This window comes from Stenotrophomonas sp. 22DLJC03, assembly GCF_056861405.1.
This window is the reverse complement of sequence record NZ_JBSPUG010000001.1, coordinates 347208-374119: the sequence shown is the minus strand read 5'-3', so window position 1 is coordinate 374119 and position 26912 is coordinate 347208. Positions and strand designations below refer to the sequence as shown.

Sequence of the window (26912 nt, the reverse complement as noted above, 5' to 3'; positions counted from 1 at the left end):
AAGCCCCGCACCCACCGAGGCAGGTAGCGCCGGGTCATGCCCGGCGCGGATCAACCCGTGTTCTGCACGCCCTGCGAGACACCATTCACGCAGGCCACCAGCGCACGCAGCAGGTCATCATCCTCGCGTCCGCTTTCGCGCCAGCGCTGCAGCAGGTCCACCTGCAGCACGCTGATCGGGTCCACGTAGGGATTGCGCAGGCGGATCGACAGTGCCAGCCGCGCGTCGTGGTCCAACAGGGTCTGCTGCTCCATCAACGCCAGCAGCCAGTGCCGGGTCAGTTCAAGCTCGCGTTCGACCTGCGGGAAGAACGCGTCGTGCAGCTCACCCGACAAACGCGAGAACTGCTCGGCAATGGTGATATCGCCCTTGGACAGCACCATCGCGATGTCGTCGAGGAAGGTGCGGAAGAACGGCCAGTCACGCGCCATCTCGCGCAGCGTCTGCTCGTGGCCAGCATCGACTGCCGCCTGCAGGCCGCTGCCCACGCCATACCACCCGGGAATGACTGCACGCGCCTGGCTCCAGGCGAACACCCACGGAATCGCGCGCAGATTGCCCAACGCCGCGTCCTGGCCGAGCCGGCGCGACGGCCGCGAACCCAGCGTCATCCGCTCGATCACATCGATCGGTGTCGCCGTGCGGAAGTAGTCCATGAAGCCGGCCTGGCCGACGAAGGCGCGATACACCTCGCTGCTGGAGCCAGCGACCACATCCATCACCGGCCGCCAGTCATCCTCGCGCGGCTCCGCTGCACGCGGGCGCAGGCTGGCCCGCAGCACGGCACCCGTGGCCTGTTCCAGCGAGCGCAGGGCCAATGCACGGATGCCGTACTTGCGGTGGATCACCTCGCCCTGCTCGGTCACGCGCAGGCGGCCATCGATGCTGCCGCGCGGGGAGGCATCGACCGCATGCGTGGTCTTGCCGCCACCGCGGCTGATCGAGCCGCCGCGGCCATGAAAGAAGGTCAGGCGGATGCCGGCCTCGGCCGCCACCTCAAGCAGTTCCACCTGCGCACGCTGCAGGCCCCAGCGCGAGGCGGCGATGCCGCCGTCCTTGCTGCTGTCCGAATAGCCCAGCATGACCATCTGCACGTCATCGCGTGCACGCAGATGCGCACGGTACACCGGGTCGGCCAGCAGGTCGCGCAGCGTCGCGGTGCCGCGCTTGAGATCGTCCACGGTTTCGAACAGCGGCGCGATATCCAGCGGCACGTGACCGGCGTCATCGACCAGACCACCACGGCGTGCCAGCGCCAGCACCGCCAGCACATCACTGCGGTCGTGTGCCATCGAGATGATGTAGCTGCCCAGTGCATCGCCACCATGGCGTGCACGCGCATCCGCCAATGCGGCGAACACTGCATCCAAACGCTGATTGCCTTCGTCCTCGCCCTTCGGCAAAGGCACCTCGCCACCGGCATGCGGCGCCAGCAGGCGCGCACGACCCAGTACATCCAGGCGCTCCCACGCAGCGTCGCCACCCAGCACTGCCGCCAGCACGCGCGCATGAACGCTCGATTCCTGGCGCACATCCAGCCGCGCCAGATGGAAACCGAAGGTCTTCACCCGCCACAGCAGTCGCTGCACCGCGAAACCGCCAGCATGTTCGCCACGATTGGCGCGCAGGCTGTCGAGGATCAGCTGCAGGTCGTCAATCAGTTCGTCCGGACCAGCGTAAGCGCCTGCGCCATCATCCAGCGTGGCCTGCAGGCGTGCGCGCATGCGGTCGTTGAGCAATCGGTACGGCATGTCAGCATGGCGTGGCCGCGATTGCACCTGCGGCAGCAACTGCTGGTAATGCGCGACACGCGCCTGCAGTGCATCGCTCACCCCCACCCGTTCGGTGGATTGGCTGAGCAGGCTGGCCAGCTGCATCAGTTCTTTCTGGTAACGGCCCAGCACGGCAACGCGCTGTGCATCCAGCGTATTGCGGATGGTGTGCGCATCCACATTGGGATTGCCGTCCATGTCGCCGCCCACCCACGTACCGAAGCGCAGCAGTCGCGGCAGCGGCAGTTCTTCGCCATAGGTATCGCGCAACGCCTGCTGCAGCGATTCGTACAGCACCGGAATCACCCGGTACAGCACCTGCACCAGGTAGAAGCCGACGTGCTCGCGTTCGTCATCGACGGTGGGCCGCACCGGTGAGGAATCGGTGGTCTGCCATGACGCAGTCAGCGCCATGCGGAAGCGAGCGGCATCGGCAGCCGCTTCACCCGGCGTGCGCTGGCCGTCGAGGTTGTCGACCAGGCTGGCCACCATCAACTGCTCTTTTTCCAGCAGCGCGCGGCGTACCGCTTCGGTCGGGTGTGCGGTGAACACCGGTTCGATGTCGATGCGCGGCAGCCACTGCGCCAGCTCGTCCAGGCCCACCCCCTGTGCCTTCAGGTGCTGCAGGGCATCCTGCAGGCCATCGGGCTGCGGTGCGGCTGCGACGGCGCGCTGGTAGTCGCGGCGGCGGCGGATGCGATGCACGCGCTCGGCGATGTTGACCACCTGGAAGTAGGTGCTGAACGCACGCACCATGGTCTCGGCCTGCTGCGGCGCACGCCCGGCCAGGCCTTCGGCCAGTTCGGACAGCGGTGCCTGGTTCTCGCGGCGGGCGATGGCACGCGTACGCACGTCCTCGACGTCATCGAGGAAGGCGGCCGACACCTGCTCGACCAGCAGGTCGCCGACCAGTGCACCCAGACGGCGTACGTCGTCACGCAGGGGAAGATCGGGGGAAGCAAACTCGATACTGCTGCGGTACTCGTTCATCGGCGACGCACAGGCCTCGGTCAACGGATCCAGACCCCAAGCCTAAACCAGAACGGGCGTCGTGCTGCGATGCAAAAATGGTTTCATCTGGTAGTGCCGGCCGCTGGCCGGCACTACCAGCACTGGTCAGCGCGTCTTCTTGGCCTTGCCCTGCTGCACCGGACCCAGGGTCTGCTCCAGCCAGCGCTCGCTTTCGGCCAGCATGGTCATGATCGATTCGCGCGCGCGGTAGGCATGCGATTCGTTCGGCAGCATCACCAGGCGCGCGATGCCGCCCAGGCCCTTCACCGCAGCGAACATGCGCTCGCTCTGGATCGGGAACGTACCGGAGTTGTTATCGTCCACGCCGTGGATGAAGAGGATCGGATCCTTGATCTTGTCGGCGTAATTGAACGGCGCCATCTTCTGGTAGACATCCTGCGCCTGCCAGTAGTTGCGCTCCTCGGCCTGGAAACCGAACGGCGTCAGCGTGCGGTTGTAGGCACCACTGCGGGCGATGCCGGCCTTGAACAAGCGCGTGTGCGCGAGCAGGTTGGCAGTCATGAACGCACCATAGGAATGACCGCCAATGGCGATGTGATCGCGATCGGTCACGCCACGACGCACTACTTCATCCACCGCTGCCTGCGCGTTGGCCACCAGCTGTTCGATGTAGGTGTCGTTCGGCTCCTTGTCGCCCTCGCCGATGATCGGCATCGACGGGCTGGCCAGCACCACATAGCCCTTGGCCAGGAACGCCTGCGGGCCCCAGTAGCTGACCGCATTGAAGCGGTACGGCGAATCGGTGACCTGGCTGGCCGCGGCCGCACTCTTGAACTCACCCGGGTAGGCCCACATCAGCAGCGGGCGCGGACCGTCGCGCTTCGGGTCGTAGCCCGGCGGCAGCAGCAGGGTCGCGGTCAGATCTACTCCGTCCTTGCGCTTGTAGCGGATCTGTTCCTTCTGCACGCCCTTCAGCTGCGGCAGCGGATGCGCGAAGTGGGTCAACGCACGCGGCGCAGCACCAGCGTCGGCCAGCGACTGCACGTAGAAGTTGGCCGGCTCGTCCGGGCTCTCGCGGCTCAGCAGCAGCGAGCTGGCCTGGTTGTCCAGCAGCGCCACCGGCAGCGCGTAGCTCGGCGCCTGCGAGTGGAACAGGCGGGAGGCCTTGCCCGTGGCGACATCGAAGCGGTCCACGAACGGACGATCGCCTTCCGGCGATGCACCGGCACCGGCCAGATACAGGCTGCTGCCATCGGTGCTGGTCTGCAGCAGCGAGCGGCCGCGGTCGTCGCTGGACAACAGCGGCCGGCCCGGATCGGAATAACGGTCCTGCGCGTCACGATCCCACAGCAGGCGCGGCTCGGCGCTGGCATTGTCCGGGGCGATCAGCCAGGTCTTGGTCTTGCGCGTCTTCCACCACGATTCGGTCAGCAGCGCCAGGTCACCGCGGCCCCAGCTGATGCCGGCCAGGCGGCTGCCAAGCTGGGCCAGCGTCACCGGCGGCGTGTCGAACGGCGCGGCCTGCATCAGCACCGCATCGCGCACCTTGGCGTCCTTGTTCGGGTCGCCACCATCCTGCGCTTCGGCCCAGACCAGGGTGGCATCGGCATCACCGCGCCAGCTGATATCGCGTACGCCGGTCACTTCGGCATCGTTGCCGGTCGGCAGGCCTTCCACCAGCGGACGCACGGCCACGGTGTGCACCAGCTTGCCGCTGGCACGGTCGATCACTTCAATGCGGCGCGGGAAGCTGCTTACCGGCACCACGTACGAGTACGGGCGCTGCACCGGCTGGCGCAGCACGAAGCGGCCATCCGGCGACACAGCGAAGCCCATGAAGATGCCGGCCGCGCCGATCGCGCGGGTACTGCCATCCAGGCTGACTTCCATCGGCTGGGTGGTCGCGTAGTAATCGAACTGGCGCGCGTCGGCCTCGTTCTTCAGCAGATCCTGGTAGGTGCGGATCGACACCACGCCGCCACCCTGGCTGGTCTGCTGCACGGCCGGACCGGTCGGGATGCCATCGGCGGCCGGAGCCGCACCGAGGTTGGCCGGGCGCGTGAACACCACCAACCCGCGGCTGTCCGGCAGCCACTGGTAGCCACTGCCGATCACCGTGTTCAGGCCGGCGACCAGACGGCGGGCGCTGCCGCCCGCCACGTCCACCAGCCACAGTTCATTGGCGCCACTGGCGGCATCGACCTGGTTGAACGCCAGCCACTTCTGGTCCGGCGACCACATCACGCTGGCGATCGACAGCTTGGCCGGCAGGCCGCTGATCTGCCGTTCCTTGCCGTCAGCCACGTTCATCAGCCACAGCTTCTCGCCGAAGCTGAAGCGGCTGTCGGAGAACGTGCGCGGGTTGATGCGCAGGCCGGCCAGCTTCAGTTCCGGCTGCGCCACCACCTGGATCGACGGCAGCGACGGCATCTGCATCATCGCGGCCACATCGCGGCGCGGCGACAGGTACAGCAAGGGTGCGCGTGGCGCGTCGACCACCGCCTGCAGCGCCGCCGAGGGCAGCTCGTAGCCGGTGGCGCCCTGCGCCTGCGTCTGGCCCTGAGCGGCCTTTGGCGCAGCGGCCAGCGCCAGCGGAGCCACCGCCAGCAAGGCCATCGACAGGACCAGGCCGGTCAAGCGCCGGTTGCGGCGCGGGTGCATGCTCATCGTTCCACCTGTGTGATGCGTGAAAACAACGACCTTAACAGGCCATGCCCGCCGGCCCACCTGCCGATGGTTGGGTCATCGGCGTGTCACACCGGAGGCGCGATATAATGGCCCTCCTCCCCTGCCGAGGGGCGCTGCGACCGGATCCCTTGAGGCCGGCCAGGCTCGGCCAGGTGGTACTGCAACAACGGCGCCCGGCCAGAAGCGAGCATCCGCTCGTCCACAACCGGAGCTATTGCATGAATGCTGTTGCCAAGACCTTCTCCACCGAAGGCGATTACAAGATCCGCGACATCACCCTGGCCGACTGGGGCCGCAAGGAACTGGACATCGCCGAGCACGAGATGCCGGGCCTGATGTCGATCCGCCGCAAGCACGCCGCCAGCCTGCCGCTGAAGGGCGTGCGCGTGACCGGTTCGCTGCACATGACCATCCAGACCGCGGTGCTGATCGAGACCCTGAAGGACATCGGCGCCGACGTGCGCTGGGCCTCGTGCAACATCTTCTCCACCCAGGACCACGCTGCTGCCGCCATCGCTGCTACCGGCACCCCGGTGTTCGCCTGGAAGGGCGAGTCGCTGGAAGAGTACTGGGACTGCACCCTGGACGCGCTGACCTTCACCCTGGCCGACGGGACCCTGACCGGTCCGGAGCTGGTGGTCGACGACGGCGGTGACGTCACCCTGCTGATCCACAAGGGCTACGAACTGGAAAACGGCAGCACCTGGGTCGACGAGCCGGCTGCATCGCACGAAGAGCAGGTCATCAAGAACCTGCTCAAGCGCGTTGCCAAGGAGCGCCCGGGTTACTGGGGCCGCGTGGTCAAGGACTGGAAGGGCGTCTCCGAAGAGACCACCACCGGCGTGCACCGCCTGTACCAGCTGGCCCAGGCCGGCACCCTGCTGATCCCGGCGATCAACGTCAACGACTCGGTCACCAAGAGCAAGTTCGACAACCTGTACGGCTGCCGCGAGTCGCTGGCCGATGGCCTGAAGCGCGCGATGGACGTGATGCTGGCAGGCAAGGTGGCCGTGGTCTGCGGCTACGGTGACGTCGGCAAGGGCTGCGCCGCGTCGCTGCGTGCCTACGGCGCGCGCGTGATCGTCACCGAGATCGACCCGATCTGCGCCCTGCAGGCGGCGATGGAAGGCTATGAAGTCAACACCATCGAATCGACCCTGGGCCGTGCCGACCTGTACGTCACCACCACCGGCAACAAGGACATCATCCGCATCGAGCACCTGAGCGCGATGAAGGACCAGGCCATCGTCTGCAACATCGGCCACTTCGACAACGAGATCCAGGTCGATGCGCTGGTGGGCTTCAAGGGCGTGCAGCACGTCAACATCAAGCCGCAGGTGGACAAGTACATCTTCCCGAACGGCAATGCGATCTTCCTGCTGGCCGAAGGCCGCCTGGTCAACCTGGGCTGCGCCACCGGCCACCCGAGCTTCGTGATGTCCAACTCGTTCGCCAACCAGACCCTGGCCCAGATCGACCTGTGGGCCAACAAGGACAGCTACGAGAACAAGGTGTACCTGCTGCCGAAGAAGCTGGACGAGGAAGTGGCGCGTCTGCACCTGGAAAAGATCGGCGTGAAGCTGACCACCCTGAGCCAGGAACAGGCCGACTACATCGGCGTGCCGGTGGAAGGCCCGTTCAAGCCGGACCACTACCGCTACTGATCGTGCCGGGGTCGGATCCCTTTCCGCAGTAAAGGGCTCTGACCCCAGCAACGGAAGCAGGAAGAACGGGCGCCTTCGGGCGCCCGTTCTGCGTTTGCGTGGAGCCATGCACCACGCGTCCACCGGACCGAGGGGCGAGCCTCGGTCAAGGCAACGCCTCCACGCCACGCTACGATGTGCCCATGACTCCGGCCATCAACCTGCTCAAGCGCGAGAAGATCGCCCACACCGTGCGCAGCTACGTGCACGACGCCCACGCCGAATCGTATGGCGGAGAAGCCGTCGACAAGCTCGGCCTCGACCCGGCCCAGGTGTTCAAGACCCTGCTGGCCAGCACCGAGACACACGAACTGCTGGTGGCGATCGTGCCGGTGGCCGGCCAGCTGGACCTGAAGGCGCTGGCCGAAGCGGCCGGCTGCAAGAAGTGCGAGATGGCCGCCGCCGATTCCGCACAGCGCGCGACCGGCTACCTGGTCGGAGGCATCAGCCCGCTCGGGCAGAAGAAGCGCCTGCGCACGTTCCTGGATGCCAGTGCGCAGGCACTGCCCACGCTGCATGTCAGCGCCGGGCGCCGCGGACTGGAAGTGGAACTGGCACCGGCTGATCTGCTGCGCCTGACCGTCGGCCACTTCGCTGCCATCGGCAAGGCGCGCTGATGCGCTGGCGGTGGTCCGCCGCACCACCGCCCCGCCTTGAGGACGCACAGGCCGATGTATTGCTGCAGGACCTGTTGTCGCGCGACGGCGCGCGCATCACCAACGCCGCACGCACGGTCGCACGGCTGTTCAGCCCGTCCTCGCTGGAAGCACTGGCCACGCACGCGGACCTGATCGAGCAGCGCTGCCAGGGCATCGCGCTCGGTGGCATGCTGATCAGCAATCAGGCGCACCTGAAAGCCGCGCTGAAACGGTTGCGCTACTGGCGTGCGCGCGAGGGTTGCCTGTGTGCGCTCAATCCCGGCTACCCGTTCTTCGATCCCCGTCGTCTGCTTGAACAGGGGCAGATGCGGCTGCTTTCGGTGGGCGAAGCCGAAGGTGGCTGGGGCGAGTGCCACGCGGTTGCCTGCACACAGTGCGCCCGGCACTGGCAGGCCATCGACCGCGAGTACCACTACCCTTGGTGGGAGTGGATGGCCGCCTGACGGGATGCAGCCACGCATGGCGTGGCGCTACTGCGGCAGCGCGCAGCTCCGGGCCGTGCGTGGATCGCTATCACTCCACCAATTCGTACCGCATCGGCACGCGCACGATGGTCAACTCCGGCACCGTGCTCTTCGCGTCGGCGCGGACGAAACGCCAGCCGCGCAGTTCTTCCACCGCCGCTTCATCCAGCAGCGCGTAGCCGCTGGAGGTCTCCACGATCACCGCGGCAACGGTTCCTTGCGCATCGATCAGCGCCTTCAGCTGGCTGCGTCCGGAAAGTCCCTGCTGCATGGCCTCTGGTGGGTAGCGTGGCGACACGCCGCGTGGCTGCATCCACGGGATGCCCTCGCCAGCGAACAGGTCCCGGCCGCCGCGCGCCGCGCAATGCTTCGGCAGGCGCAACTGAAGAGACATCTGCGCGCCGTCCACTGTCACCTCCGCAGGCGCTGCACAGGCGTGCTGCGCCAGTACATTCAGGATCTGCTGCTGCCGAAGCAGCGCCTTGCCGTCGGCAGCGGTCACCTCGACCACGCAACGACCGTCCTCGGGCCGCATCGACAACGCGGTCACGCCCCTGTCGCGCAGCCCCGTAACCGCCGCCAAGGGCGAACAGGCCGTCTCTGCAACCGGCGCCGCCGCCAGTGCTGTGGTGGCCGGCAGCAGGCCAGCCAGCACCATCAGGATCATCCTTGCGCAGGTACCCATGCTCCGCCCTCCGTGCGTTGGTCTGGCCCGATCATAGATCAGCCGGGCATGGCGCGGGCGCATGGGGTCGAATGATCGGGTCAGCGCCCCGCGATACGGGGATCCGAATCAGGGACGCCAGTTGGCGTTGTTCTCCCAGAACTGGACGGAACGCCGGTAGGCCTCGCGATCCAGCGGCACGCCCGAGCCGCCCTCTTCCACGCCCAGCGCATTGCGCATCATCGTGATCGGCGCCATCGGCACTTCCTCGGGCTCGGCGGTGTAGATGCAGCCGACGATGCCCCAGTCGGCCTCGATCGGTGAACCTTCCTTCGCCAGCTGCTCGGCGCTGTACAGGATCACCACCAGGTAGCTCGCACGCGGCGACTCCACGCCCTCGAACCAGCGTACCAGCACCGGTAGCTCCTCGCGATTGCGTGCCTCGTAGCCGCTACGCAGCAGATGACGGTTGGCGTCGGTGACCGGCACCGTCAGGCAGCGCGTGCTGGTCCAGTTCTCGTAGACGAACAACTTGCAGAACGGCGCGTAGCCGTCGAGCACCTTCAGCGGTGCATGCGCATTGAGGTGCGCCTGGAACTGCTCTGCAGTGCAGTCCTGGATGGTGTTGCCACGCGGCACGCGCGGGAACAGGCGGGGACGGGCGAAATCGGTGAGGACGATGGACATGGCGGCACAGTGCAGGAACAGGTGCTCAGGGTACCGGCCAAGCGGCTTGAAGTCTGCTTCACATCTGCACGGCACAGTGCCTGCACATTCCCAGGAAACCCGAGCATGATCCGCCTCCCTTCCCTGCTGCTGGCCTGCGCAATGGCCATCTTCCACGGCCCCGTGGTCGCCTCGACCGCCGATCCCACACAGCCACCGCGCGTGCTGCTGGTGGTCAGCAGCGAAGGCCGCGACCAGGGCCGCACCCGGCCGGGCTTCGAGATGGACGAGTTCACCCAGGCCTGGCTGATCCTTCGGCGCAACGGTTTCGAGATCGACGTGGCCAGCCCACGCGGCGGTGCCGTGGAGGCCGACAAGTACAACGCCACGGAATCCTTCAACGCTGCGGCCCTGGCTGATCCCCTGGCCGTCCGCGCACTGGCCGGTACCCTGCCAACGGCGCAACTGCGGGCAGGCGACTACCGCGGCGTGCTGGTGATCGGCGGCAAGGGCGCCATGTTCGATCTGCCGGCCGACAGCGCGCTGCAACGCACGATTGCCGCCATATGGGAACAAGGCGGCATCGTCGCAGCGGTCTGCCATGGACCGGCGGCGCTGGCAGGCGTCCGCCTTGGCAATGGCCGCGCGCTGGTGGAAGGCCGCTCCATGACCGGCTTCAGCGAGGAGGAAGAGCTGCTGTTCGGCAAGCGCTGGGCGAAGGAATTTGCCTTCCAGCTGGAGCCGCGCATGCGTGAACTCGGGGCTCGCTGGCAGGAAGGGCCCCTGATGATGCCCAAGGTGGTGGTGGATGGGCGCCTCGTCACCGGGCAGAACCCGTACTCAACCCCTGCGCTGGCCGAGGCCTTCGTGCGTGCCAGCGGGCAGGTACCGGTGGCCCGCGAACCCTGGCGCGACGAGCGCAGCATGGCGCTGGTGGAGCGGCACCTGCACCAGCGCGACACGCAGGCCGTCCAGCAGCTGGCGCGGCGCCCTGCGGATTACCACGTCGAACTGATCGGCATCCTTGGCTTCTACCAGCTGCAGGCTGCGCAGACGCCCGCAGCGATCGCCGATGCGCTGGCAATCATGCAGCTGGCCCGTCCACACATGGACGAACCGCGCCTGGACGTGGCGATGGCCGAAGCGCACTGGCGCCTGGGCGACGCCACGCGCGCCCGCACGCAACTGCAGGCCGTGCTGGAAAAGCAGCCTGCACTGGAAGAAGCTAAGGCACTTCTGGCCCGCATGCAGCCTTGACCATGGACGCCGAACGCCTGCGCCTGCTGTTGATCGAAGACAACCTGCCCTTGGCCTCGGCCATCGTCGACATGCTGCAGGCACAGGGCCACCAGGTGGATTTCGCCGCCGACGGCGAGCTCGGCCTGCGGATGGTCCTGGCCAATCCGCCGGACGTCGTGCTGCTCGACCTGGGCCTTCCGGGAATCGACGGGACCACAGTGTGCCGTCGCCTGCGCGATGGCTGCGATCGCCATGTGCCTGTGTTGATGCTGACTGCACGCGACGCACTGGTCGACAAACTACAGGGCTTTTCCGCAGGCGCCGATGATTACCTGGTCAAGCCGTTCGACGATGCCGAACTGCTGGCGCGTTGTCTGGCGCTGGCGCGCCGCCATCGTCTCAACCAGCCCCATCGGTTGCAGATCGGCCCACTGTGCATCGATCGCCGCACGGGCCAGGCGTGGCGTGATGGCGTTGCGCTGGAGATGCCACAGCTGGCCCAGCGCATCCTGCTCGAACTGGCCGAAGCGTGGCCGTGCACGGTGACCCGCAGTGAACTGGTGCAGCGTTTGTGGGGTGATGAAGCGCCACCGTCGGACCCGCTACGTTCGCATCTGTACCTGCTGCGGCAGGTACTGGACAGGCCCTTCGACAGCGAGATGCTGCGCACCGTACATGGTGTCGGCTTCCGTCTGGAAGCATCGCCATGAGGCCACGCCCGGTCCATCGTCTGCGCCGGCGCCTGGTGGTGGCGTTCACCGTCTTCGCACTGCTGATTGCCTCGGTCTTCGGAATGTATTCGCTGGTCTTCATGTATGCGGTGGAGGACAGCATCTTCAACGCCCAGCTGGACCGCGAAGCGGAGGCGCAGCGTGCCTACCATGCCCGCACAGGGCACTGGCGCCTGCCCGCCGATGCAGCGGTCCAGCTGCATGGCTCACCGGCCACATTCCCCTCCGATCTGCGGGCAGAGTTCGCGCAGGAGCCCTGGCGCTCGGAGTTCGGCGGCCAGCAGGGCCGTCATTACCACGTCAAGCGCCTGCAGGCCTCCGCGTCCGCGCCTCCCGCATGGCTGGTGTACGAAGTCAGCGAACAGCTGGTGGTTCGTCCGGTCCGCGATAGGGTGGTGCTGCTGCTGGGCGGTACGGCGCTGGCCATGATCCTGGTCGCGATCCTGCTCGGCCTGTGGCTGGCGCGCCGCGCCACACGCCCCCTGTATGCGCTGGTCCATGAGGTTGAAGCACTGCAACCACCGTCTGGACAGCGCACACACCTGGCCGCTCATTTCGGCAATGACGAAATCGGAGTACTTGCGCGCGCGCTGGATGGCTTGTCGGAACGGGTCGCCGCGTTCATCGAACGCGAGCATGCCTTCACCCGTGATGCCAGCCACGAGCTGCGGACTCCGTTGAGTGTCATCTCCAGCGCGGCCAGCCAGTTGCTCGGCGAGGCTGGGCTGTCCGCACGCGGGCAACAGCATCTGCAGCACATCCGCCTGTCGGCGCTGCAGCTGCAGCAAGCCATGACTGCATTGCTGGCGCTGGCTCGCGAAGAACCTGCAGGCACGCGTTGCGGGCCGGTCAGGCTGGTTCCGCTGCTTGAGCGGATGATCGTCGAACAGTCGCCGCTGCTGGCCTCGCGGCCGGTGGACGTGCAGCTCTCGGTGCCTCACCACGCAGTACTGCACGCGCCAGAGGCTGCGCTGCAGGTGGTGCTGGCCAACCTGATCGGCAACGCCTTCGCGCACACCCCGCAGGGCACGGTGCTGATCACGTTCGAAGCCGGCGTTCTGCAGGTCCACAATACCGCTTCCGCACCATCGCTGGGCAGCTGGCCCACGCCCCGCCCCTTCCAGAAGCGCGCAGACAGCAGCGGCAGCGGATTGGGACTGGAGATCATGCGCCGGCTTTGCGACCACCACGGCCTGCATCTGGACATACAGGCCAATGACGGTGGTGTTCATGCGCAGCTTCGCGGCCAGCAGTGCGGCCCATGAAGCGCCTACTGAAAGTACTGGCTGCCCTCGTGTCGGCGCCGGCAGTGCTGTTCACCGCCGCCCTGCTCTGGCCGCTGTCGGCACCGCCGTTGCCCGAGCCGGGCAACAGCCGCGTGATCGTCAACGCGCGGGTGGTGGACGTCGCGCGCGGCCAGGTCAGTGAACCCACCACGGTGACGGTGCGCAACGGCACGATCACCGCCATTGGCGAAGCCCCACTGGACACCACCTTGCCGGTGCTCGATGCCGGTGGCCGCTGGCTGCTGCCCGGCTTCTGGGACATGCACACCCACGCCCTGCAGCTGTCGCCGCAGCTGCAGTTCCCGTTGATGCTGGCCAATGGCATCACCGGCACCCGCGACATGATGGATTGCCCGCAGGCTGCCGATCCGCTGATCGCCTGCGTGGCCGACAAGCGCCGCTGGACCGCACAGGCCATTGCCGGGCAGCAGGTTGCACCGCGCTTCGTGCAGATCGCCAGTTTCTACTTCGAAGACCCGTCGCTTGCGCCGGAGACCGCCGCCGAGCGTGCGCGCACGTACAGCGCGCGCGGCGTCGACGCGTTGAAGGTCTACAACCGGCTGCGTGCGGATACCTACCAGCGGCTGGCCACCGAGGCGCAGCAGCTGCGCCGTCCGCTGGTCGGCCACCTGCCCAGGGCCGTGCCTCTGGAAGACGCGGTGCAGGCAGGCCAGCGCGCCTTCGAACACGCCCATCTGTTCGTGCGTCATTGCTTCGACAACGCCGCCGCGTGGCGCGGCGGTACGCTGGATGGCGAAGACTCGACCGCACTGGCCGAACGCATGGTCGGCGGCTACCAGCCTTCCGTGTGCAATGAGGCATTCGGCTTGATGCAGGCCAGCGGCGCCGCGTTCGTACCCACCCATGTCACCCGCGAAGAGGATGCGCGTGCGCGCGACCCCGCCTTCATCAACGATCCACGCCTGGCCTATCTGGATCCACTTTCGCGCTGGGCATGGCGCGATGATCTGACGGCCACCACCGAACGCTATCCTGGCCTGCGCGGCGAAGATGCATTGAAGGCGTACTTCGCGCATGGACTGGCCCTCACCGGTGCCGCGCACCGTGCCGGCGTCAGCGTGCTGGTCGGCACCGATACCGGGCTGGGCGGCTTGCGCTATCACGATGAACTGCATTGGCTGCGGCAGGCAGGCCTGAGCCAGGCCGACGTGCTGCGCGCGGCAACGCTGCATGCGGCGCGTCATCTGGAGCTGCAGGCATCGCATGGCAGTGTCGAAGTCGGCAAAGCCGCCGACCTGGTATTGCTCGATGGCAATCCGCTCCAGGACACCGCCAACACCCGTCGTGTGCACGCGGTGCTTCTGGCCGGGCACCTCTACGACCGCCCGCGGCTGGATGCACTGCTCGCCTACGCTCGTGCGCAGGCACGTTCACCGGCGGTGATGGCGCGCCTGCTGTGGGGCTTCATCACCAGCCCGGTCAGTGCCGAGCTGTAGCGGCAACTACAATCCCATCCGCTCGCGCAGTTCACGCGCCTGCCGCCGCGACACCTCCACCTCGCTGCCGTCATCCAATGCCAGGTCGTAGCCGTCGCCGATGCTGGGCGTCACACCACGGATGCGCCGCAGATTGACCAGCGTGTTGCGGTTGGCACGGAAGAACAGATCCGGCGGCAGACGTGCTTCCAGCGCACTCAGGCTGCGGGTCAGCAGGGCGTTCTGGTCGCGGAACCACAGCCGCGTGTAGTTGCCATCCACCACCAGCCGGCGGATTTCGGACACCGCCACGAACCAGCAGCGCTCACCCTCGCGCACGAACACCTGGTCCTGCGCGCCCAGCGTGCCGCGCGATTCCGGCGCTTCTGCCGCCACGACCTCTCGCTCACGCGCCCGCTGCAGCGCCTCCAGCAAGCGCGGCGCTTCCACCGGCTTCACCAGGTAGTCCAGCGCATTGGCCTGGAACGCGCGCACTGCGTAGGTGTCGTAGGCGGTGACGAACACCACGGCCGGCACCGTCTCCAGACCATCCAGCACATCGAAGCCGCTGCCGGAGGGCATCTGCACGTCCAGCAGCACCAGGTCTGGTGCCAGCATGGCGATCGCCTCGCGTGCGGCAGGCACATCGTCGGCTTCGCCTACGCACTGCACCCACGGCAGCGCCGACAGCAGCGTGCGCAGCTCCTGCCGCGCCAGCCGTGCATCATCAACGATCAACACGCGCAGCACGCCACTCATTGCGGAATCTCCAGCAGGGCCTGCATGCGGTCGCCAACCGGCTGCAGGATGAAACGACCACGCGTGCCGAGCTGGGCACGCAGATAGGCCAGGCCGACGCCGTGGCCATGCGTGGGCTCGCTGGCGCCGCCCAATGGGTTGTCCACCTGCAGGCGCAGCACATCATTGTCCAGCGTGGCACGGATCTGCACGTCACCACCACCCGGGCGACTGGCGATGCCGTGCTTGATCGCGTTCTCCACCAGCAGCTGCAACGCCATCGCCGGCAACTGCGCCTGCGTGGCATCGGCATCGATGTGCTGCTGCACCTGCAGGCGCTGTTCGAAGTGGATCGCCTCGATGGCGAGATAGTCGTCGACCACTGCCAGTTCCTCAGCCAGTGTCACCTGCTCGCTGCGGTTGTGCGCCAGCGCCTGGCGCAGCGTGCGCGACAAGCGGGTGACCATGTCGCGTGCGCGCTCGGGATCTTCCAGGATCAAGGCACGCAGGTTGTTCAACGCGTTGAACATGAAGTGCGGATTGAGCCGTGCGCGCAGGGCATCGCGCTCCAGCGCACTGCGCTCGGCTTCGGCACGCAGGCGGGCCAGCTCACTGTGGCGTGCGCGGCGCAGGCCATGCAGGCCGGCCCACAGGCCGGTCCACATCAGCAGGAACAGCGCGGTGTTCATCCAGTACACCAGCAGCGAGGACCACTGGTAGTCGGCGTGCCCTCCGGGCAACCGCACCCAGTCCAGTGCCAGCGACGGCAGCAGCAGTGCAGCCGTCACCGCCTGTGCAACGCTGGCGCCGATCATCACCCCGGCAGCCAGCTTCAACACCAGCAGGCCCAGCCCGCCGTCCCACCAGCGCTGGCGCAGCGCGACCGAACGCAATGCACCGCTGCACAGCCAGAGCGTGACGGCGATGCTGACGCTGATCAAGGCCACGCCGCTGAACAGTACGCCGCCCCCGATCCGCATCCCGACCCACAGGCTGTACATCGCGTAGCCGGCCCACGCCAACGCGTTGAGTGTCCAGAAACGACGGGATGAGGTGGTGGCGTCCATGCGGGCTCTCGGCGGTGGCAGGAGGGCGGACAACGGTCAGGGATGTGCGGCGAGGAAACGCTGCACCTGCTCCTGCAACCAGCGCGGATCATCCCACATCAGGAAGTGGAAGCCCCGCGCACTCATCGCGATCTGCACGCCGTGCAGCTTCGCGTACTGGGCCTGGAACACCGCCCGGGTACTGTCCTCGGTAGCGCCCATCGGCTGGTAGCCGGCCCAGCTGCCCAGCACCAGGGTTGGTGCGCTGATCGAGGCGATGCTGCCGCGCAGGTCGGTGGTCATCACCGCATGCATGGCATCGGCCGTGGTCTGGCGGTCGCTGCCCTCGCCCCAGCGGCCCAGCTCCGCCTGGTGCTGCGGATCGCGGGTCATGCCCGGCAGACCTGCCTTCAACTGCGCCTGCCATTGCGCGGCATCGGCGGCGAGCATGCCCTTGCGCAGCTGGTCGGCCATCGGCCGCACGCTGTCAGCCGTGGCGTTCGGGTCACGCGCGGCCGGCAGGAACGGCAACGCATCGACCACCACCAGTGCGCTGACCGCCGCCGGCTCGGCCTGCGCCATCTGCAGCCCCAGCAGGCCACCGAGGCTGTGGCCGATCACCACCACCGGGCCCAGGTGCTGGTCATGCAGGTAGGCAAGCAGCTGCCCACGCATCGCCGGCAGGAATTCGGCCGGGCGCGGATCGGCCGGTGCGGCGCCGGCAAAGCCGGGCAGCTGCACCAGGTGGCACTGCACATCCTTCAGCGCCAGGCAGGTCTCGCGCCAGACCTCAACGCTGCTGTTGAGGCCGGGGATCAGCAGCAGCGGGCGGCCCTTGCCGACCACCTCGACCTGCACCTTGCCGGTGCCGGTGGCGGCGGCCGCATGGGCCGAACCGGAGCCAAGCACGGCCATCGCCATGCCGATCATGACCAGCCGGGCCAGCGCCTTCAGTGCGTACCAGAGTGCCAGGAAGATCTTCATCGTCTGCTCCTTCATCGGGTGGGTGTTGCCGGGTCTGAGGTCAGCGTGGCCGCAGCGGCGGCACCCCGGTTGCGATTCCGGAGCAACGGCCGGGCGCCGGGGCGAACGGTCGCAGGCCGCGGACGATGTACACCCGCATAAAATTGACAACATCTATCTTGATGAAGAGATATACTGGTCCGCACCCGCCGCTGCCGCCCGTGCCATGACCGCCATCAGCTTCGAGTTCTATCCGCCCAAGACCGACGAACAGCGCAGCCAGCTGGACCGCGCCGCCGCCAAGCTGAAGGACTACGGCCCCGAGTACGTGTCGTGCACCTTCGGTGCCGGTGGCTCGACCCTGAGCTATACCTCGGAGACCGTGCGCCACCTCAACCAGCACCATGGCTTCGATGCCGCACCACATCTGTCCTGCGTCGGCGGCACCCGTCAGGAAATCCGCGAGCTGCTCAAGCTGTACCGCGCGATCGGTTGCCGGCGTCTGGTCGCGCTGCGCGGCGACCTGCCCTCGGGCATGGGTTTCCCCGGCGACATGCGCTATGCCGCCGAACTGATCGACTTCATCCGTGCCGAGCACGGCGATGCGTTCCACATCGAAGTGGGCGCCTATCCGGAAACGCACCCGCAGGCTTCCGACGCACTGGCCGACCTGAAGCACTTCAAGGCCAAGATCGATGCCGGTGCCGATGCGGCGATCACCCAGTATTTCTTCAACCCGGATGCCTACTTCCACTTCGTCGATGAAGTGCGCCGGCTCGGTGTGCAGGTACCGATCACCCCCGGCATCATGCCGATCGCCAACTTCAGCCAGCTGCGCCGCTTCTCCGAGCAGTGTGGTGCGGAGATTCCGCGCTGGATCAGCCGCAAGATGCAGGCCTATGGCGATGACGCCGAATCGGTGCGTGCATTCGGCACCGAAGTGGTGGCCCGGCTGTGCCAACGGCTGATCGAAGGCGGCGCGCCCGGCCTGCACTTCTACACCCTGAATCTGGCCAAGCCGACCACCTCGGTGCTGAAGCTGCTGCAGGGCTGAAAGCACGCCACGTCGCCTTGAACGGCGCTACCCTGCGTCGATGAACCGGCTTTTCTTCCTGCTGCTGTTGCCACTGTGGTCAGCAACGAGCGCTGCCCATGCGCAGTCCACGCGCCTGAACCGCTGCACCGATGCGCAGGGCCAGAGTGTCTACACCGACCGGCCCTGCGACAGCCTGGGCGCGCGGTCGCGGTTGCCACCGCCTGCGCCCGCCGGCAACACGATGCCGCGCGATACCCTGGGCGCGCGCTGTCCGCGACGGTTGAGTGAGCTGGTGGAAGCGCTGCGCACCGGCATCGTCAGCAACGATGTGAACCGGCTGTCTTCGCTGTACCTGTGGAGCGCAGTCTCCGACGCAGGCGCACAACGTATCCTCGGCCAGTTGGAATCGTTGGCGCGGCGGCCGTTGGTGGACGTGGTGCCGGTGTATCCGTCACAGGCGCTGGCGTCCTCGCAGGAGGAGGGTCAGAGCCCTGCTGCGCAGGGATCCGACCCTGAGCCGCCTGCCGCGCGGCATCCGGTCGGACTGCGCCTGGAGCAGACGCTGCCCGGCAGCGCGTCGCGCGCTTCGACGGTGCTGGGATTGCGGCGACAGTACGGGTGTTTCTGGATCACGTTGTAATCGGGAGGGGTTCATCCACGCATGGCGTGGATCTACTGCATCCGGTGGGGGTCGGATCCCTTTCCAGCGGAAAGGGCTCTGACCCCGCGTGCACGGCGTTACGCTGGCCACAGCCCGCGAATCGCAGCGATGCCCTGCCCGCCATGGCGGCGCGCCTCGGCGATGTGGCCGCTGCCCATGCCACCCAGTGCATAGATCGGCAACGATACCTGCGCGCGCAATGCGGCGAAGGCATCCCAGCCCATTGGTGCGGCAGCGGGATGGCTGGCCGTGGCCTGCACCGGGCCCAGCACGGCGAAGTCACAGCCCAGCCGCTGCGCAGCCTGCAGCTGCCGCAGGTCATGGCAGGACGCGGCAACCAGCTGTCCCTCTGGCAGCGGTCGCTTCTCCAGTTCCAGCAGCTGTTCGCTGCCCAGGTGCACGCCCACGCCCAGTGCGCGCGCCAGTTCGATATCGCGGTTGAGCAGCCACTGCACGCCGCTGCGCCGATGCGTGCGCAGGGCCTGTTCCAGCATCGCCTGCCGCTGTGGATGCGTCGGAGGCAGGCGCAACTGGATGCGCTGCTGGCCCGCGCCTACCGCGCGCTGCAGCTGCTCATGCCAGTGCTGTATGCCACTGTCATCGTCGGCCGGCGCCGGGGTGATCAGGTAGCTGTCGGGCTGGCGCAGGGCGGCCACCACTGGCAGGTCGGCCGGCGGCATCGAGTAGCGGCCCAGCTTGTCCGGCGCCACCCAGGTGATCGCCTGGCCCTCGCGCCCGCGCGGGGTGCCCTTCCAGCTGCGTACATGGCGCACTTCCAGGGTCAGGTGCTTGTCCGGGTAGCGCTGTGGCACGTCCATCAGCCACTCGCCGACATCCGCCTCGATACCCAGTTCCTCACGCAGCTCGCGCACCAGCGCCTGTTCGGAGGTCTCGCCCGATTCGCGCTTGCCGCCGGGAAATTCCCACAGGCCGGCCATGTCGCGGTTCTCGGTACGGCGGTTGAGCAGCACGCGGCCACGGGCGTCGGTGATGACGGCGGCCACGACGTGGATCGATCGGGTGGGGGAAGGCATGGGGGAAGCATGCCCAGAACAGGGCGGGCCGCGCAATCTCGGATCCGGCCGGATCAGCCGCGCGAAACAGCCGCCATGAAAGAAAAGCCCCGCTTCCGCGGGGCTCTTAGGGGTCAGCTCAGCTGGCCGTGGCAGTGCTTGTACTTCTTGCCACTGCCGCACGGGCATGGATCGTTGCGGCCGATCTTCGGCTCGTCACGCTGCGCCTGTGCGATGCCCTGCTGGGCGGCCTGCACCTGCGCGGCTTCCTCGTCGGCACTGTAGCTGCCAACGTCCTGGTGCTGGAACTGCGACTGGCTCAGGCGGGCTTCGACCTGCTGGCGCTCGGCCGCTTCCAGTGCCTGTACTTCCTCGTCGCTGCGGATGCGCACGCGCGACAGCAGGGTCACCACTTCGCGCTTGACGTTCTCCAGCATGTCCGAGAACAGCTCGAAGGCTTCCTTCTTGTACTCTTGCTTCGGCTGCTTCTGCGCATAACCACGCAGGTAGATGCCCTGGCGCAGGTAATCCATGCGTGCCAGGTGCTCCTTCCAGCTCTGGTCCAGCACGGTCAGCATCACGTGCTTCTCCAGCGCGCGCATGGTCTCTTCGCCCACGCCGGCTTCCTTCTCGGCGAAGTGCTGGTTGACGCGCTCCTGCACCTTGGCGGCAATCGCCTCGGCGTCCAGTTCCTCGTGTTCCTTGACCAGGTCGGTCAGCGACATCTGCAGGCCAAAGTCCGACTCCAGGGTCGCTTCCAGGCCACGCAGGTCCCACTGCTCGTCGATCGAGTTCGGCGGCACGAAGCGGGCGACGATGTCGAAGATCACGTCGTCGCGGATGCCATCGACGTTGTCCTTCACCGACTCGGCGTCCAGCAGCTCGTCGCGCTGGGCGTAGATCACCTTGCGCTGGTCGTTGTTGACGTCGTCGAAGTCCAGCAGGTTCTTGCGGATGTCGAAGTTGTGGGCCTCGACCTTGCGCTGCGCCTTCTCGATCTGGCGGCTGACCAGGCGGTCCTCGATGACGTCGTCTTCCTTCATGCCCATCATGCGCATGGCCTTCTGCACCCAGTCGGAGGCGAAGATGCGCATCAGGTTGTCTTCCAGCGACAGGTAGAAGCGGGACGAACCCGGGTCACCCTGGCGGCCCGAACGGCCACGCAGCTGGTTGTCGATACGGCGCGATTCGTGGCGCTCGGTGCCGACGATGTGCAGGCCGCCGGCAGCCTTCACCGCTTCGTGGCGCTGCTGCCAATCGGCCTTGACCGCGGCCTTCTGCGCATCGGTGGCGTCCTCGCCCAGCTCATGGATCTCCGCTTCCAGGGAACCACCCAGCACGATGTCGGTACCACGGCCGGCCATGTTGGTGGCGATGGTGACCGCGGCCGGGCGGCCGGCATTGGCGACGATGGTCGCTTCGCGGTCATGCTGCTTGGCGTTGAGCACTTCGTGCTTCACGCCGGCCTTGCGCAGGTGCTCGGACAGCATTTCCGAGGTTTCGATCGAGGTGGTACCCACCAGCACCGGCTGGCCACGCTTGGCGCACTCTTCGATGTCGGCCAGCACCGCGTTGAACTTGCCCTTGCGGTTGAGGAACACCTGGTCCGGGCTGTCCTTGCGGATGGTCGGGCGGTTGGTCGGGATCACCACCACTTCCAGGCCGTAGATGCTCTGGAATTCGAAGGCTTCGGTATCGGCCGTACCGGTCATGCCGGACAGCTTCTTGTACATGCGGAACAGGTTCTGGAAGGTGATGCTGGCCAGCGTCTGGTTCTCGCGCTGGACCGGCACGCCTTCCTTCGCTTCCACCGCCTGGTGCAGGCCATCGGACCAGCGACGGCCGGACAGGGTGCGGCCGGTGAACTCATCGACGATGACCACTTCGCCATCGCGCACGATGTAGTCCACGTCACGCTGGTAGATCGCATGCGCGCGCAGCGCGGCGTTGAGGTGGTGGACCACCGTCAGGTTCTGCGGCGCGTACAGGCCTTCGGTCTCGGCATTGAGGATGCCGGCTTCGACCAGCAGCTGCTCGGCGTGCTCCATGCCCGCTTCGGACAGGTGCACCTGCTTGCCTTTTTCGTCGACCCAGAAGTCGCCTTCGCCGTCTTCCACTTCCTGCTTGACCAGGTTCGGCACGACGCGGTTGACGCGGATGTACAGCTCCGGGGAATCATCGGCCGGGCCGGAGATGATCAGCGGGGTACGCGCTTCGTCGATCAGGATGGAGTCGACTTCGTCGACGATGGCGTAGTGCAGGCCGCGCTGGTAGCGGTCGGCCTTGGACAGCGCCATGTTGTCGCGCAGGTAGTCGAAACCGAATTCGTTGTTGGTGCCGTAGGTGATGTCCGAGGCGTAGGCTTCGCGCTTGTCGCTGTGCGGCATGCCCGGGTATACCACGCCCACGCTCAGGCCCAGCCAGTTGTACAGCTTGCCCATCTGCGCGGCGTCGCGGCGGGCCAGGTAGTCGTTCACGGTGACCACGTGCACGCCCTTGCCTTCCAGCGCGTTGAGGTACACCGGCAGGGTTGCCACCAGGGTCTTGCCTTCACCGGTGCGCATTTCTGCGATCTTGCCCAGGTGAAGCACCATGCCGCCGATCAGCTGCACGTCGTAGTGGCGCATGCCCAGCACGCGGCGGCCGGCTTCACGGCAGACCGCGAACGCTTCCGGCAGCACCTTGTCCAGGGCTTCACCATCGGCGATGCGCTGCTTGAACTCCGGCGTCTTGGCCTGAAGCTGCTCGTCGGAAAGCTTCTCGATCTCCGGCTCCAGCGCATTGATCTTGGCGACGATGCGGTTGAGCTGGCGCAGCTGTCGTTCGTTACGACTGCCAAATACGCGGGTAAGCAGGCTGTTGATCATTGAAGGAACCGGGTTGGATGGACACGACGCCCGGCCTCCCCCTTGGGATCCGTCCGTCGCAAACGAAACAGGGCGCCTGGCGCCCTGTCGATGGCAACACCCATTGTAGCTTGGGACGGCCGGCTGAGGTTTCAACCCTTCGGCGATGGGGTCAGAGCCCTTCCGCGCTGCGGAAGGGATCCGACCCCGTGCGGGATCGGGGTCGGATCCCATTCGCCATGGCGAATGGGCTCTGACCCCAGACCAGGGTTCAGCCGCGGCTGATGCGGCCGACCGGCGTGTTGCCGCCGTCGCCGAGGAACTTGCGCGGGTTGACCACGTTGCCGTTTTCCCACACCTCGAAGTGCACGTGGGCACCGGTCGAACGGCCGGTGGAACCGGCCTTGGCCACTTCCTGGCCGGCACGGACCAGGTCGCCGACCTTCACCACCAGGCGCGAATTGTGCGCGTAGCGGGTGACATAGCCATTGCCGTGGTCGACGTCGACGACGTTGCCGTAGCCGCCCTTCACGCCGGAGAAGCTGACCACGCCTTCGGCCACGGCCATCACCGGGTCACCGACCCTGGCGTGGAAGTCCATGCCCTTGTGGGTGGCCGCACCGCGGCCGAACGGGTCGGCACGGGTGCCGAAGCCGGAGGTCACGTAGCTGTTGCGGATCGGCATGCGCGACGGCACGGCGTTCTGCTGCAGCTGGTGGTCGAACATCAGCGATTCCATCACCGACAGCTGGCGGCCTGAAGCAGCGAAGCGCTGCTCCAGCACCTGTAAGTCGGCGTTGACGTCCTTGACCGGGATGTCGGTGGTCGGGCCACCAGCATCGCCGTCACCGAGGCCGGGGGTCTCGTTGAAGTCGAACTCGCCGTCTTCCAGCTTGCCCATCTGGGTCAGGCGTTCGCCGAGGGCGTTGAGGCGGGTGGCCTGGGCCTGCAGCTCGCCAAGGCGGGCTGCCAGCGCGTTGACCTGGGTCTGCGCGTCGCGCCGGACCTTGGCCAGCTCCGCGTCCTGGCGCTCGACCTTGGCCTGCAGCCGGGAATCATTCAGCGCACTGGCGCCAATGCCGCCAGCAAGGCCGATAATGCAGCCTACCCCGAGCACGCTGCCCAGCAGGGCACGGGGGCGGTCCTCGAAATAGAACCGCAAACGCGCGATGGGCGACGATTTGGCCTGTCCTTCACGCGTTTTGATTACGATCTTTTTGAATGCCATCAGTGAGTTTTCATGTCTGAGCCGAAATCCAGCGTTCGCCCCGCCTCCAAGCCCAAACCGGCGCTGGATGCGGTGATGGCTGACAAAAGCGGGAACCCGCTGCGGCGTGCCTTGTGGCTCGACGCGCTGGACCGTCAGTTGCGCCCCCAGTTGCCGCCACCTCTGCGCAGCCGTTGCCGGCTGGCCAATGTGGACGGGGAACACCTCGTTTTTCTCGTCGAATCCCCGGTCTGGCATGCCAAGTTGCGGCTTGCCGAAGCCCAGTTGCTCGACGCGGCCCGTTCCATCGGGCTGAAGGCCACCAAGGTGACCATCAAGACTGCGTCCTCCACTCCCACGCGCTCCCCAGCGCTCGACAACCGGAATGGACCCCACGCAGTTTCAGCCGCCACGCACAAAGGGCTACGCGACGCCTTGGCTTGCCTGCAGGACGTTCCTTCAAAGCCGAAGAAACGGTCCTGATGACAACGGAGCATCCGGCTCCGCTCCCCGTCGCGCGTGTCACCACGGCGTGAAACATTTCGGGGGCCGGGTCGCATCCTAGCTGCCATCCGGGGCCCTGTCGTTAGATTGTTGTTAAAACTACGTTAAATTCAGGCTTCCGATCCAACAGGTTCACAAAACCGTGACCTCGAACCAGCCTTGACGCCCCTCAAGCGCGCTGAATGCGCGGCGGGCGCCTGAAACGACAACGCCGCCCTTGAAGGCGGCGTTTTTGTCTTTGAATTCAACAACCTATGCGGATCAGGCGTAAGCCGGCGTCGCATACTCGACCGGGTCCGGGGTGGCCGGCGAGTCGAAGCTGACCCATTCCCAGGCGGTGGCGTCGGCCATCAGCGCCCGCACCAGCTTGTTGTTGAGCGCGTGGCCGGACTTGAAGCCCTCGTAGGCGCCCAGCACCTGGCCACCGGCCAGATAGAGGTCGCCGATCGCGTCGAGGATCTTGTGGCGCACGAATTCGTCGGCGTAGCGCAGGCCGTCTTCGTTGAGCACGCGGAACTCGTCCAGCACGATGGCGTTGTCCATCGAACCGCCCAGGCCCAGGTTGCGTTCGCGCATGTACTCCAGGTCGCGCATGAAGCCGAAGGTGCGCGCGCGGGAGATTTCCTTGGTGTAGGCCAGCGTCGAGAACTCGATTTCCTGGCGCGACTGCTTGGCCGGGATCATCGGGTGGTCGAACTGGATGGTGAAGCCCAGCTTGTAGCCCTCGTACGGGGTGAAGCGGGCCACCTTGTCGCCTTCGGTCACTTCCACCGTCTTCAGCACGCGGATGAAGCGCTTGGGCGCACCCTGTTCCACGATGCCTGCCGACTGCAACAGGAACACGAAGGGACCGGCCGAACCGTCCATGATCGGCAGCTCGGCCGAGGACAGTTCGACGATGATGTTGTCCACACCCAGGCCGGCCAGCGCCGACATCAGGTGTTCGACGGTCTGGATCTTGGCGTCGTTGCAGGTCAGGCCGGTGCACAGGGTCACTTCGGTGACCAGTTCGGCCTTGGCCGGCACTTCCACGACCGGGTCCAGGTCCACACGGCGGAACACGATTCCATGGTTGACCGGTGCCGGGCGCAGGGTCATGTAGACCTTGTCACCGCTGTGCAGGCCAACGCCGGTGGCGCGGATCGTGTTCTTGAGGGTGCGTTGCTGGATCATGGGGGTGGACCGGAAGTGACACATTAGATTAACACGCAGGGTCCCCTACCCCGACTGAAACGCCGGCAGGACACACCGGCGCGCCGGTAGGACGCGCGTGAAGCAGGGCGGCCGGGCCCATCCTGGCCCGGCGCCCGCGTTTTCAGGACATGGTGGCGCAACCCGGGGAGGACAAGCCCCGGGCCGGGCCGCTTAGTCCGCCTGGCGGCGCAGGAAGGCCGGGATGTCCAGGTAATCGTTCGGCAGTTCCGCCGCCGCCGGGGCCGAAGCGGCCGGGGCCGACGGAGCGGAGGCTGCCGCGGTATCGCTGCTGGCACGACGCAGGCCCAGGCCCATGCCACCCACCGCCTTCGACACGGCGTCGCCGCCATTGTCGAACTCGCCGAACTCCGGCTGGCCGGTGGTGGCGTTGCGGACCAGCTTGATCGGCGCACGCTCGCCCGGACGCTGGGACTTGCTGGCCGAGACGCGGTTCAGGCCGGTGGCGACCACGGTCACGCGCACTTCGTCCTGCATGTCCGGGTCGAGCACGGTACCCACCACCACGGTTGCATCTTCCGAAGCGAAGCCGTCGATGGTTCGGCCGATCTCGTCGAACTCGGCCATGGTGAAGTCGGCGCCAGCGGTGATGTTGACCAGGATGCCGTTAGCACCGGCCAGGTTCACGTCGTCCAGCAGCGGGTTCTGGATCGCCGATTCGGCAGCGGCCTGCGCGCGGTCATCACCGCGGGCGGTGCCGGTACCCATCATTGCCAGGCCCATTTCGGACATGACGGTGCGCACGTCGGCGAAGTCGACGTTGATCAGGCCCGGACGCACGATCAGGTCGGCGATGCCCTGCACGGCGCCCTGCAGCACGTCGTTGGCGGCACGGAAGGCCTGGATCATGGTCGCGTTGCGACCCAGCACGGTGATCAGCTTCTCGTTCGGGATGGTGATCAGCGAGTCGCAGTGCTGGCTCAGTTCTTCGATGCCCTTCAGCGCGACCTGCATGCGGCGACGCCCTTCGAACGGGAACGGCTTGGTGACCACGGCCACGGTCAGGATGCCCATTTCCTTGGCCAGCTGTGCCACCACCGGCGCAGCGCCGGTGCCGGTGCCGCCGCCCATGCCGGCGGTGATGAACACCATGTCCGCGCCCTGCAGCGCGTCCATGATGCGCTCACGATCTTCCAGAGCAGCCTGGCGGCCGACTTCCGGGTTCGCGCCTGCGCCCAGGCCCTTGGTCACGTTGGTACCCAGCTGCAGCTGCAGCTTGGCACCACAATTCTTGATGGCCTGCGAGTCGGTGTTGGCGGTGATGAACTCCACGCCATCCACCGCCGAGTTGACCATGTGCGCCACGGCATTGCCGCCGCCGCCGCCCACGCCAACCACCTTGATCACCGCATTGGGTGCCATCTTTTCGATCAGTTCAAAATGCGCCATGTCCGTGTCCTCGTTGT

General features: G+C 66.8%; 22 protein-coding genes and 1 riboswitch. Of the genes, 10 read left to right on the top strand and 12 right to left on the bottom strand.

All coding sequences use genetic code 11. The features are described 5' to 3' along the window. Positions 1 to 50: 50 nt before the first annotated feature. Together ppc and AC13GA_RS01610 are read right to left on the bottom strand one after the other, a co-directional pair. The gene (ppc, locus tag AC13GA_RS01615) at positions 51 to 2762 is read right to left on the bottom strand and encodes a phosphoenolpyruvate carboxylase (RefSeq protein ID WP_482997414.1); all 2712 of its coding nucleotides are present in this window, start codon (positions 2760 to 2762) and stop codon (positions 51 to 53) included. Between the two features lie 126 nt (positions 2763 to 2888). Further along, entirely contained in the window at positions 2889 to 5411 is a 2523-nt protein-coding gene (locus tag AC13GA_RS01610; RefSeq protein ID WP_482997413.1) for a S9 family peptidase, read from the bottom strand. A gap of 120 nt (positions 5412 to 5531) precedes the next feature. Continuing rightward, positions 5532 to 5614: riboswitch (S-adenosyl-L-homocysteine riboswitch) on the top strand. A 36-nt stretch (positions 5615 to 5650) separates the two neighbouring features. On the opposite strand from AC13GA_RS01610, the gene ahcY reads away from it, so the two are divergent. The 3 genes from ahcY (at position 5651) to AC13GA_RS01595 (ending at position 8237) form a co-directional block, all read left to right on the top strand. Beyond that, on the top strand, positions 5651 to 7096 hold the full coding sequence (ahcY, locus tag AC13GA_RS01605; RefSeq protein WP_136638872.1) for an adenosylhomocysteinase: 1446 nt from the start codon (positions 5651 to 5653) through the stop codon (positions 7094 to 7096). A gap of 182 nt (positions 7097 to 7278) precedes the next feature. Beyond that, positions 7279 to 7752 carry a Cys-tRNA(Pro) deacylase gene (gene ybaK, locus AC13GA_RS01600; RefSeq protein ID WP_046982714.1) on the top strand — a complete coding sequence of 158 codons (474 nt, stop codon included), beginning with the start codon at positions 7279 to 7281 and terminating at the stop codon, positions 7750 to 7752. After that, a complete protein-coding gene (locus AC13GA_RS01595; RefSeq protein WP_482997412.1) occupies positions 7752 to 8237 on the top strand; it encodes a hypothetical protein in 486 nt (161 codons plus the stop codon). Before ybaK ends, AC13GA_RS01595 begins: the two co-directional genes overlap by 1 nt. 70 nt (positions 8238 to 8307) lie before the next feature. Here the strand turns inward: AC13GA_RS01595 and AC13GA_RS01590 are convergent, their stop codons facing one another. Further along, on the bottom strand, positions 8308 to 8916 hold the full coding sequence (locus AC13GA_RS01590) for an energy transducer TonB (RefSeq protein ID WP_482997411.1): 609 nt from the start codon (positions 8914 to 8916) through the stop codon (positions 8308 to 8310). A gap of 135 nt (positions 8917 to 9051) precedes the next feature. Continuing rightward, a complete protein-coding gene (locus AC13GA_RS01585; RefSeq protein ID WP_482997410.1) occupies positions 9052 to 9609 on the bottom strand; it encodes a DUF3228 family protein in 558 nt (185 codons plus the stop codon). Between the two features lie 105 nt (positions 9610 to 9714). Between AC13GA_RS01585 and AC13GA_RS01580 the strand changes: the two genes are divergently transcribed. From AC13GA_RS01580 to AC13GA_RS01565, 4 genes are read left to right on the top strand one after another with little or no spacing between them, the layout of a single operon-like run. Further along, positions 9715 to 10845: a type 1 glutamine amidotransferase domain-containing protein gene (locus tag AC13GA_RS01580; RefSeq protein WP_482997409.1), complete on the top strand. Its 1131-nt coding sequence runs from the start codon at positions 9715 to 9717 to the stop codon at positions 10843 to 10845. A gap of 2 nt (positions 10846 to 10847) precedes the next feature. Beyond that, positions 10848 to 11537 carry a response regulator transcription factor gene (locus AC13GA_RS01575; RefSeq protein WP_253079103.1) on the top strand — a complete coding sequence of 230 codons (690 nt, stop codon included), beginning with the start codon at positions 10848 to 10850 and terminating at the stop codon, positions 11535 to 11537. Beyond that, complete coding sequence (locus AC13GA_RS01570; RefSeq protein ID WP_430766179.1) at positions 11534 to 12823, top strand: sensor histidine kinase; 1290 nt, start codon at positions 11534 to 11536, stop codon at positions 12821 to 12823. The genes AC13GA_RS01575 and AC13GA_RS01570 overlap by 4 nt, the downstream gene beginning before the upstream one ends. Beyond that, a complete protein-coding gene (locus AC13GA_RS01565; protein WP_482997408.1) occupies positions 12820 to 14301 on the top strand; it encodes an amidohydrolase family protein in 1482 nt (493 codons plus the stop codon). The genes AC13GA_RS01570 and AC13GA_RS01565 overlap by 4 nt, the downstream gene beginning before the upstream one ends. Positions 14302 to 14307: 6 nt before the next feature. On the opposite strand, the gene AC13GA_RS01560 is transcribed toward AC13GA_RS01565, so the two are convergent. Genes AC13GA_RS01560 through AC13GA_RS01550 form a run of 3 tightly spaced genes read right to left on the bottom strand, consistent with a single transcriptional unit; the run spans position 14308 to position 17048 of the window. Further along, positions 14308 to 15039, bottom strand: coding sequence for a LytR/AlgR family response regulator transcription factor (locus AC13GA_RS01560; RefSeq protein WP_253079106.1), 732 nt, complete (start codon positions 15037 to 15039; stop codon positions 14308 to 14310). After that, on the bottom strand, positions 15036 to 16085 hold the full coding sequence (locus AC13GA_RS01555; protein ID WP_253079107.1) for a sensor histidine kinase: 1050 nt from the start codon (positions 16083 to 16085) through the stop codon (positions 15036 to 15038). The genes AC13GA_RS01560 and AC13GA_RS01555 overlap by 4 nt, the downstream gene beginning before the upstream one ends. Before the next feature lie 36 nt (positions 16086 to 16121). Beyond that, on the bottom strand, positions 16122 to 17048 hold the full coding sequence (locus AC13GA_RS01550; protein ID WP_482997407.1) for an alpha/beta fold hydrolase: 927 nt from the start codon (positions 17046 to 17048) through the stop codon (positions 16122 to 16124). Positions 17049 to 17253: 205 nt separating this feature from the next. Between AC13GA_RS01550 and metF the strand changes: the two genes are divergently transcribed. Then, positions 17254 to 18081 carry a methylenetetrahydrofolate reductase [NAD(P)H] gene (gene metF, locus AC13GA_RS01545; protein ID WP_004143823.1) on the top strand — a complete coding sequence of 276 codons (828 nt, stop codon included), beginning with the start codon at positions 17254 to 17256 and terminating at the stop codon, positions 18079 to 18081. Positions 18082 to 18121: 40 nt separating this feature from the next. After that, the gene (locus AC13GA_RS01540; protein WP_426354343.1) at positions 18122 to 18703 is read left to right on the top strand and encodes a DUF4124 domain-containing protein; all 582 of its coding nucleotides are present in this window, start codon (positions 18122 to 18124) and stop codon (positions 18701 to 18703) included. A 98-nt stretch (positions 18704 to 18801) separates the two neighbouring features. Here the strand turns inward: AC13GA_RS01540 and AC13GA_RS01535 are convergent, their stop codons facing one another. The 3 genes from AC13GA_RS01535 to AC13GA_RS01525 form a co-directional block, all read right to left on the bottom strand. Next, complete coding sequence (locus AC13GA_RS01535; protein WP_426354344.1) at positions 18802 to 19758, bottom strand: Nudix family hydrolase; 957 nt, start codon at positions 19756 to 19758, stop codon at positions 18802 to 18804. Between the two features lie 113 nt (positions 19759 to 19871). Next, entirely contained in the window at positions 19872 to 22604 is a 2733-nt protein-coding gene (gene secA, locus AC13GA_RS01530; protein WP_482997406.1) for a preprotein translocase subunit SecA, read from the bottom strand. A gap of 250 nt (positions 22605 to 22854) precedes the next feature. Further along, positions 22855 to 23811 (bottom strand): M23 family metallopeptidase, encoded by a 957-nt coding sequence (locus AC13GA_RS01525; RefSeq protein ID WP_012510051.1) that lies wholly within the window; start codon positions 23809 to 23811, stop codon positions 22855 to 22857. A 12-nt stretch (positions 23812 to 23823) separates the two neighbouring features. Here AC13GA_RS01525 and AC13GA_RS01520 point away from each other — a divergent pair, with 12 nt between their 5' ends. Further along, a complete protein-coding gene (locus AC13GA_RS01520; RefSeq protein ID WP_012510050.1) occupies positions 23824 to 24273 on the top strand; it encodes a DciA family protein in 450 nt (149 codons plus the stop codon). Positions 24274 to 24555: 282 nt separating this feature from the next. On the opposite strand, the gene lpxC is transcribed toward AC13GA_RS01520, so the two are convergent. Then, positions 24556 to 25467, bottom strand: coding sequence for a UDP-3-O-acyl-N-acetylglucosamine deacetylase (gene lpxC, locus AC13GA_RS01515; RefSeq protein ID WP_046982702.1), 912 nt, complete (start codon positions 25465 to 25467; stop codon positions 24556 to 24558). A gap of 192 nt (positions 25468 to 25659) precedes the next feature. Next, the gene (gene ftsZ, locus AC13GA_RS01510) at positions 25660 to 26895 is read right to left on the bottom strand and encodes a cell division protein FtsZ (RefSeq protein ID WP_004143720.1); all 1236 of its coding nucleotides are present in this window, start codon (positions 26893 to 26895) and stop codon (positions 25660 to 25662) included. Positions 26896 to 26912 lie beyond the last annotated feature (17 nt).

Bases quoted from the DNA above. Each gene is read 5' to 3' on its own strand.
- ppc (WP_482997414.1), bottom strand. From the start codon at position 2,762: ATGAACGAGTACCGCAGCAGTATCGAGTTTGCTTCCCCCGATCTTCCC.
- AC13GA_RS01610 (WP_482997413.1), bottom strand. From the start codon at position 5,411: ATGAGCATGCACCCGCGCCGCAACCGGCGCTTGACCGGCCTGGTCCTG.
- ahcY (WP_136638872.1), top strand. From the start codon at position 5,651: ATGAATGCTGTTGCCAAGACCTTCTCCACCGAAGGCGATTACAAGATC.
- ybaK (WP_046982714.1), top strand. From the start codon at position 7,279: ATGACTCCGGCCATCAACCTGCTCAAGCGCGAGAAGATCGCCCACACC.
- AC13GA_RS01595 (WP_482997412.1), top strand. From the start codon at position 7,752: ATGCGCTGGCGGTGGTCCGCCGCACCACCGCCCCGCCTTGAGGACGCA.
- AC13GA_RS01590 (WP_482997411.1), bottom strand. From the start codon at position 8,916: ATGGTGCTGGCTGGCCTGCTGCCGGCCACCACAGCACTGGCGGCGGCG.
- AC13GA_RS01585 (WP_482997410.1), bottom strand. From the start codon at position 9,609: ATGTCCATCGTCCTCACCGATTTCGCCCGTCCCCGCCTGTTCCCGCGC.
- AC13GA_RS01580 (WP_482997409.1), top strand. From the start codon at position 9,715: ATGATCCGCCTCCCTTCCCTGCTGCTGGCCTGCGCAATGGCCATCTTC.
- AC13GA_RS01575 (WP_253079103.1), top strand. From the start codon at position 10,848: ATGGACGCCGAACGCCTGCGCCTGCTGTTGATCGAAGACAACCTGCCC.
- AC13GA_RS01570 (WP_430766179.1), top strand. From the start codon at position 11,534: ATGAGGCCACGCCCGGTCCATCGTCTGCGCCGGCGCCTGGTGGTGGCG.
- AC13GA_RS01565 (WP_482997408.1), top strand. From the start codon at position 12,820: ATGAAGCGCCTACTGAAAGTACTGGCTGCCCTCGTGTCGGCGCCGGCA.
- AC13GA_RS01560 (WP_253079106.1), bottom strand. From the start codon at position 15,039: ATGAGTGGCGTGCTGCGCGTGTTGATCGTTGATGATGCACGGCTGGCG.
- AC13GA_RS01555 (WP_253079107.1), bottom strand. From the start codon at position 16,085: ATGGACGCCACCACCTCATCCCGTCGTTTCTGGACACTCAACGCGTTG.
- AC13GA_RS01550 (WP_482997407.1), bottom strand. From the start codon at position 17,048: ATGAAGATCTTCCTGGCACTCTGGTACGCACTGAAGGCGCTGGCCCGG.
- metF (WP_004143823.1), top strand. From the start codon at position 17,254: ATGACCGCCATCAGCTTCGAGTTCTATCCGCCCAAGACCGACGAACAG.
- AC13GA_RS01540 (WP_426354343.1), top strand. From the start codon at position 18,122: ATGAACCGGCTTTTCTTCCTGCTGCTGTTGCCACTGTGGTCAGCAACG.
- AC13GA_RS01535 (WP_426354344.1), bottom strand. From the start codon at position 19,758: ATGCCTTCCCCCACCCGATCGATCCACGTCGTGGCCGCCGTCATCACC.
- secA (WP_482997406.1), bottom strand. From the start codon at position 22,604: ATGATCAACAGCCTGCTTACCCGCGTATTTGGCAGTCGTAACGAACGA.
- AC13GA_RS01525 (WP_012510051.1), bottom strand. From the start codon at position 23,811: ATGGCATTCAAAAAGATCGTAATCAAAACGCGTGAAGGACAGGCCAAA.
- AC13GA_RS01520 (WP_012510050.1), top strand. From the start codon at position 23,824: ATGTCTGAGCCGAAATCCAGCGTTCGCCCCGCCTCCAAGCCCAAACCG.
- lpxC (WP_046982702.1), bottom strand. From the start codon at position 25,467: ATGATCCAGCAACGCACCCTCAAGAACACGATCCGCGCCACCGGCGTT.
- ftsZ (WP_004143720.1), bottom strand. From the start codon at position 26,895: ATGGCGCATTTTGAACTGATCGAAAAGATGGCACCCAATGCGGTGATC.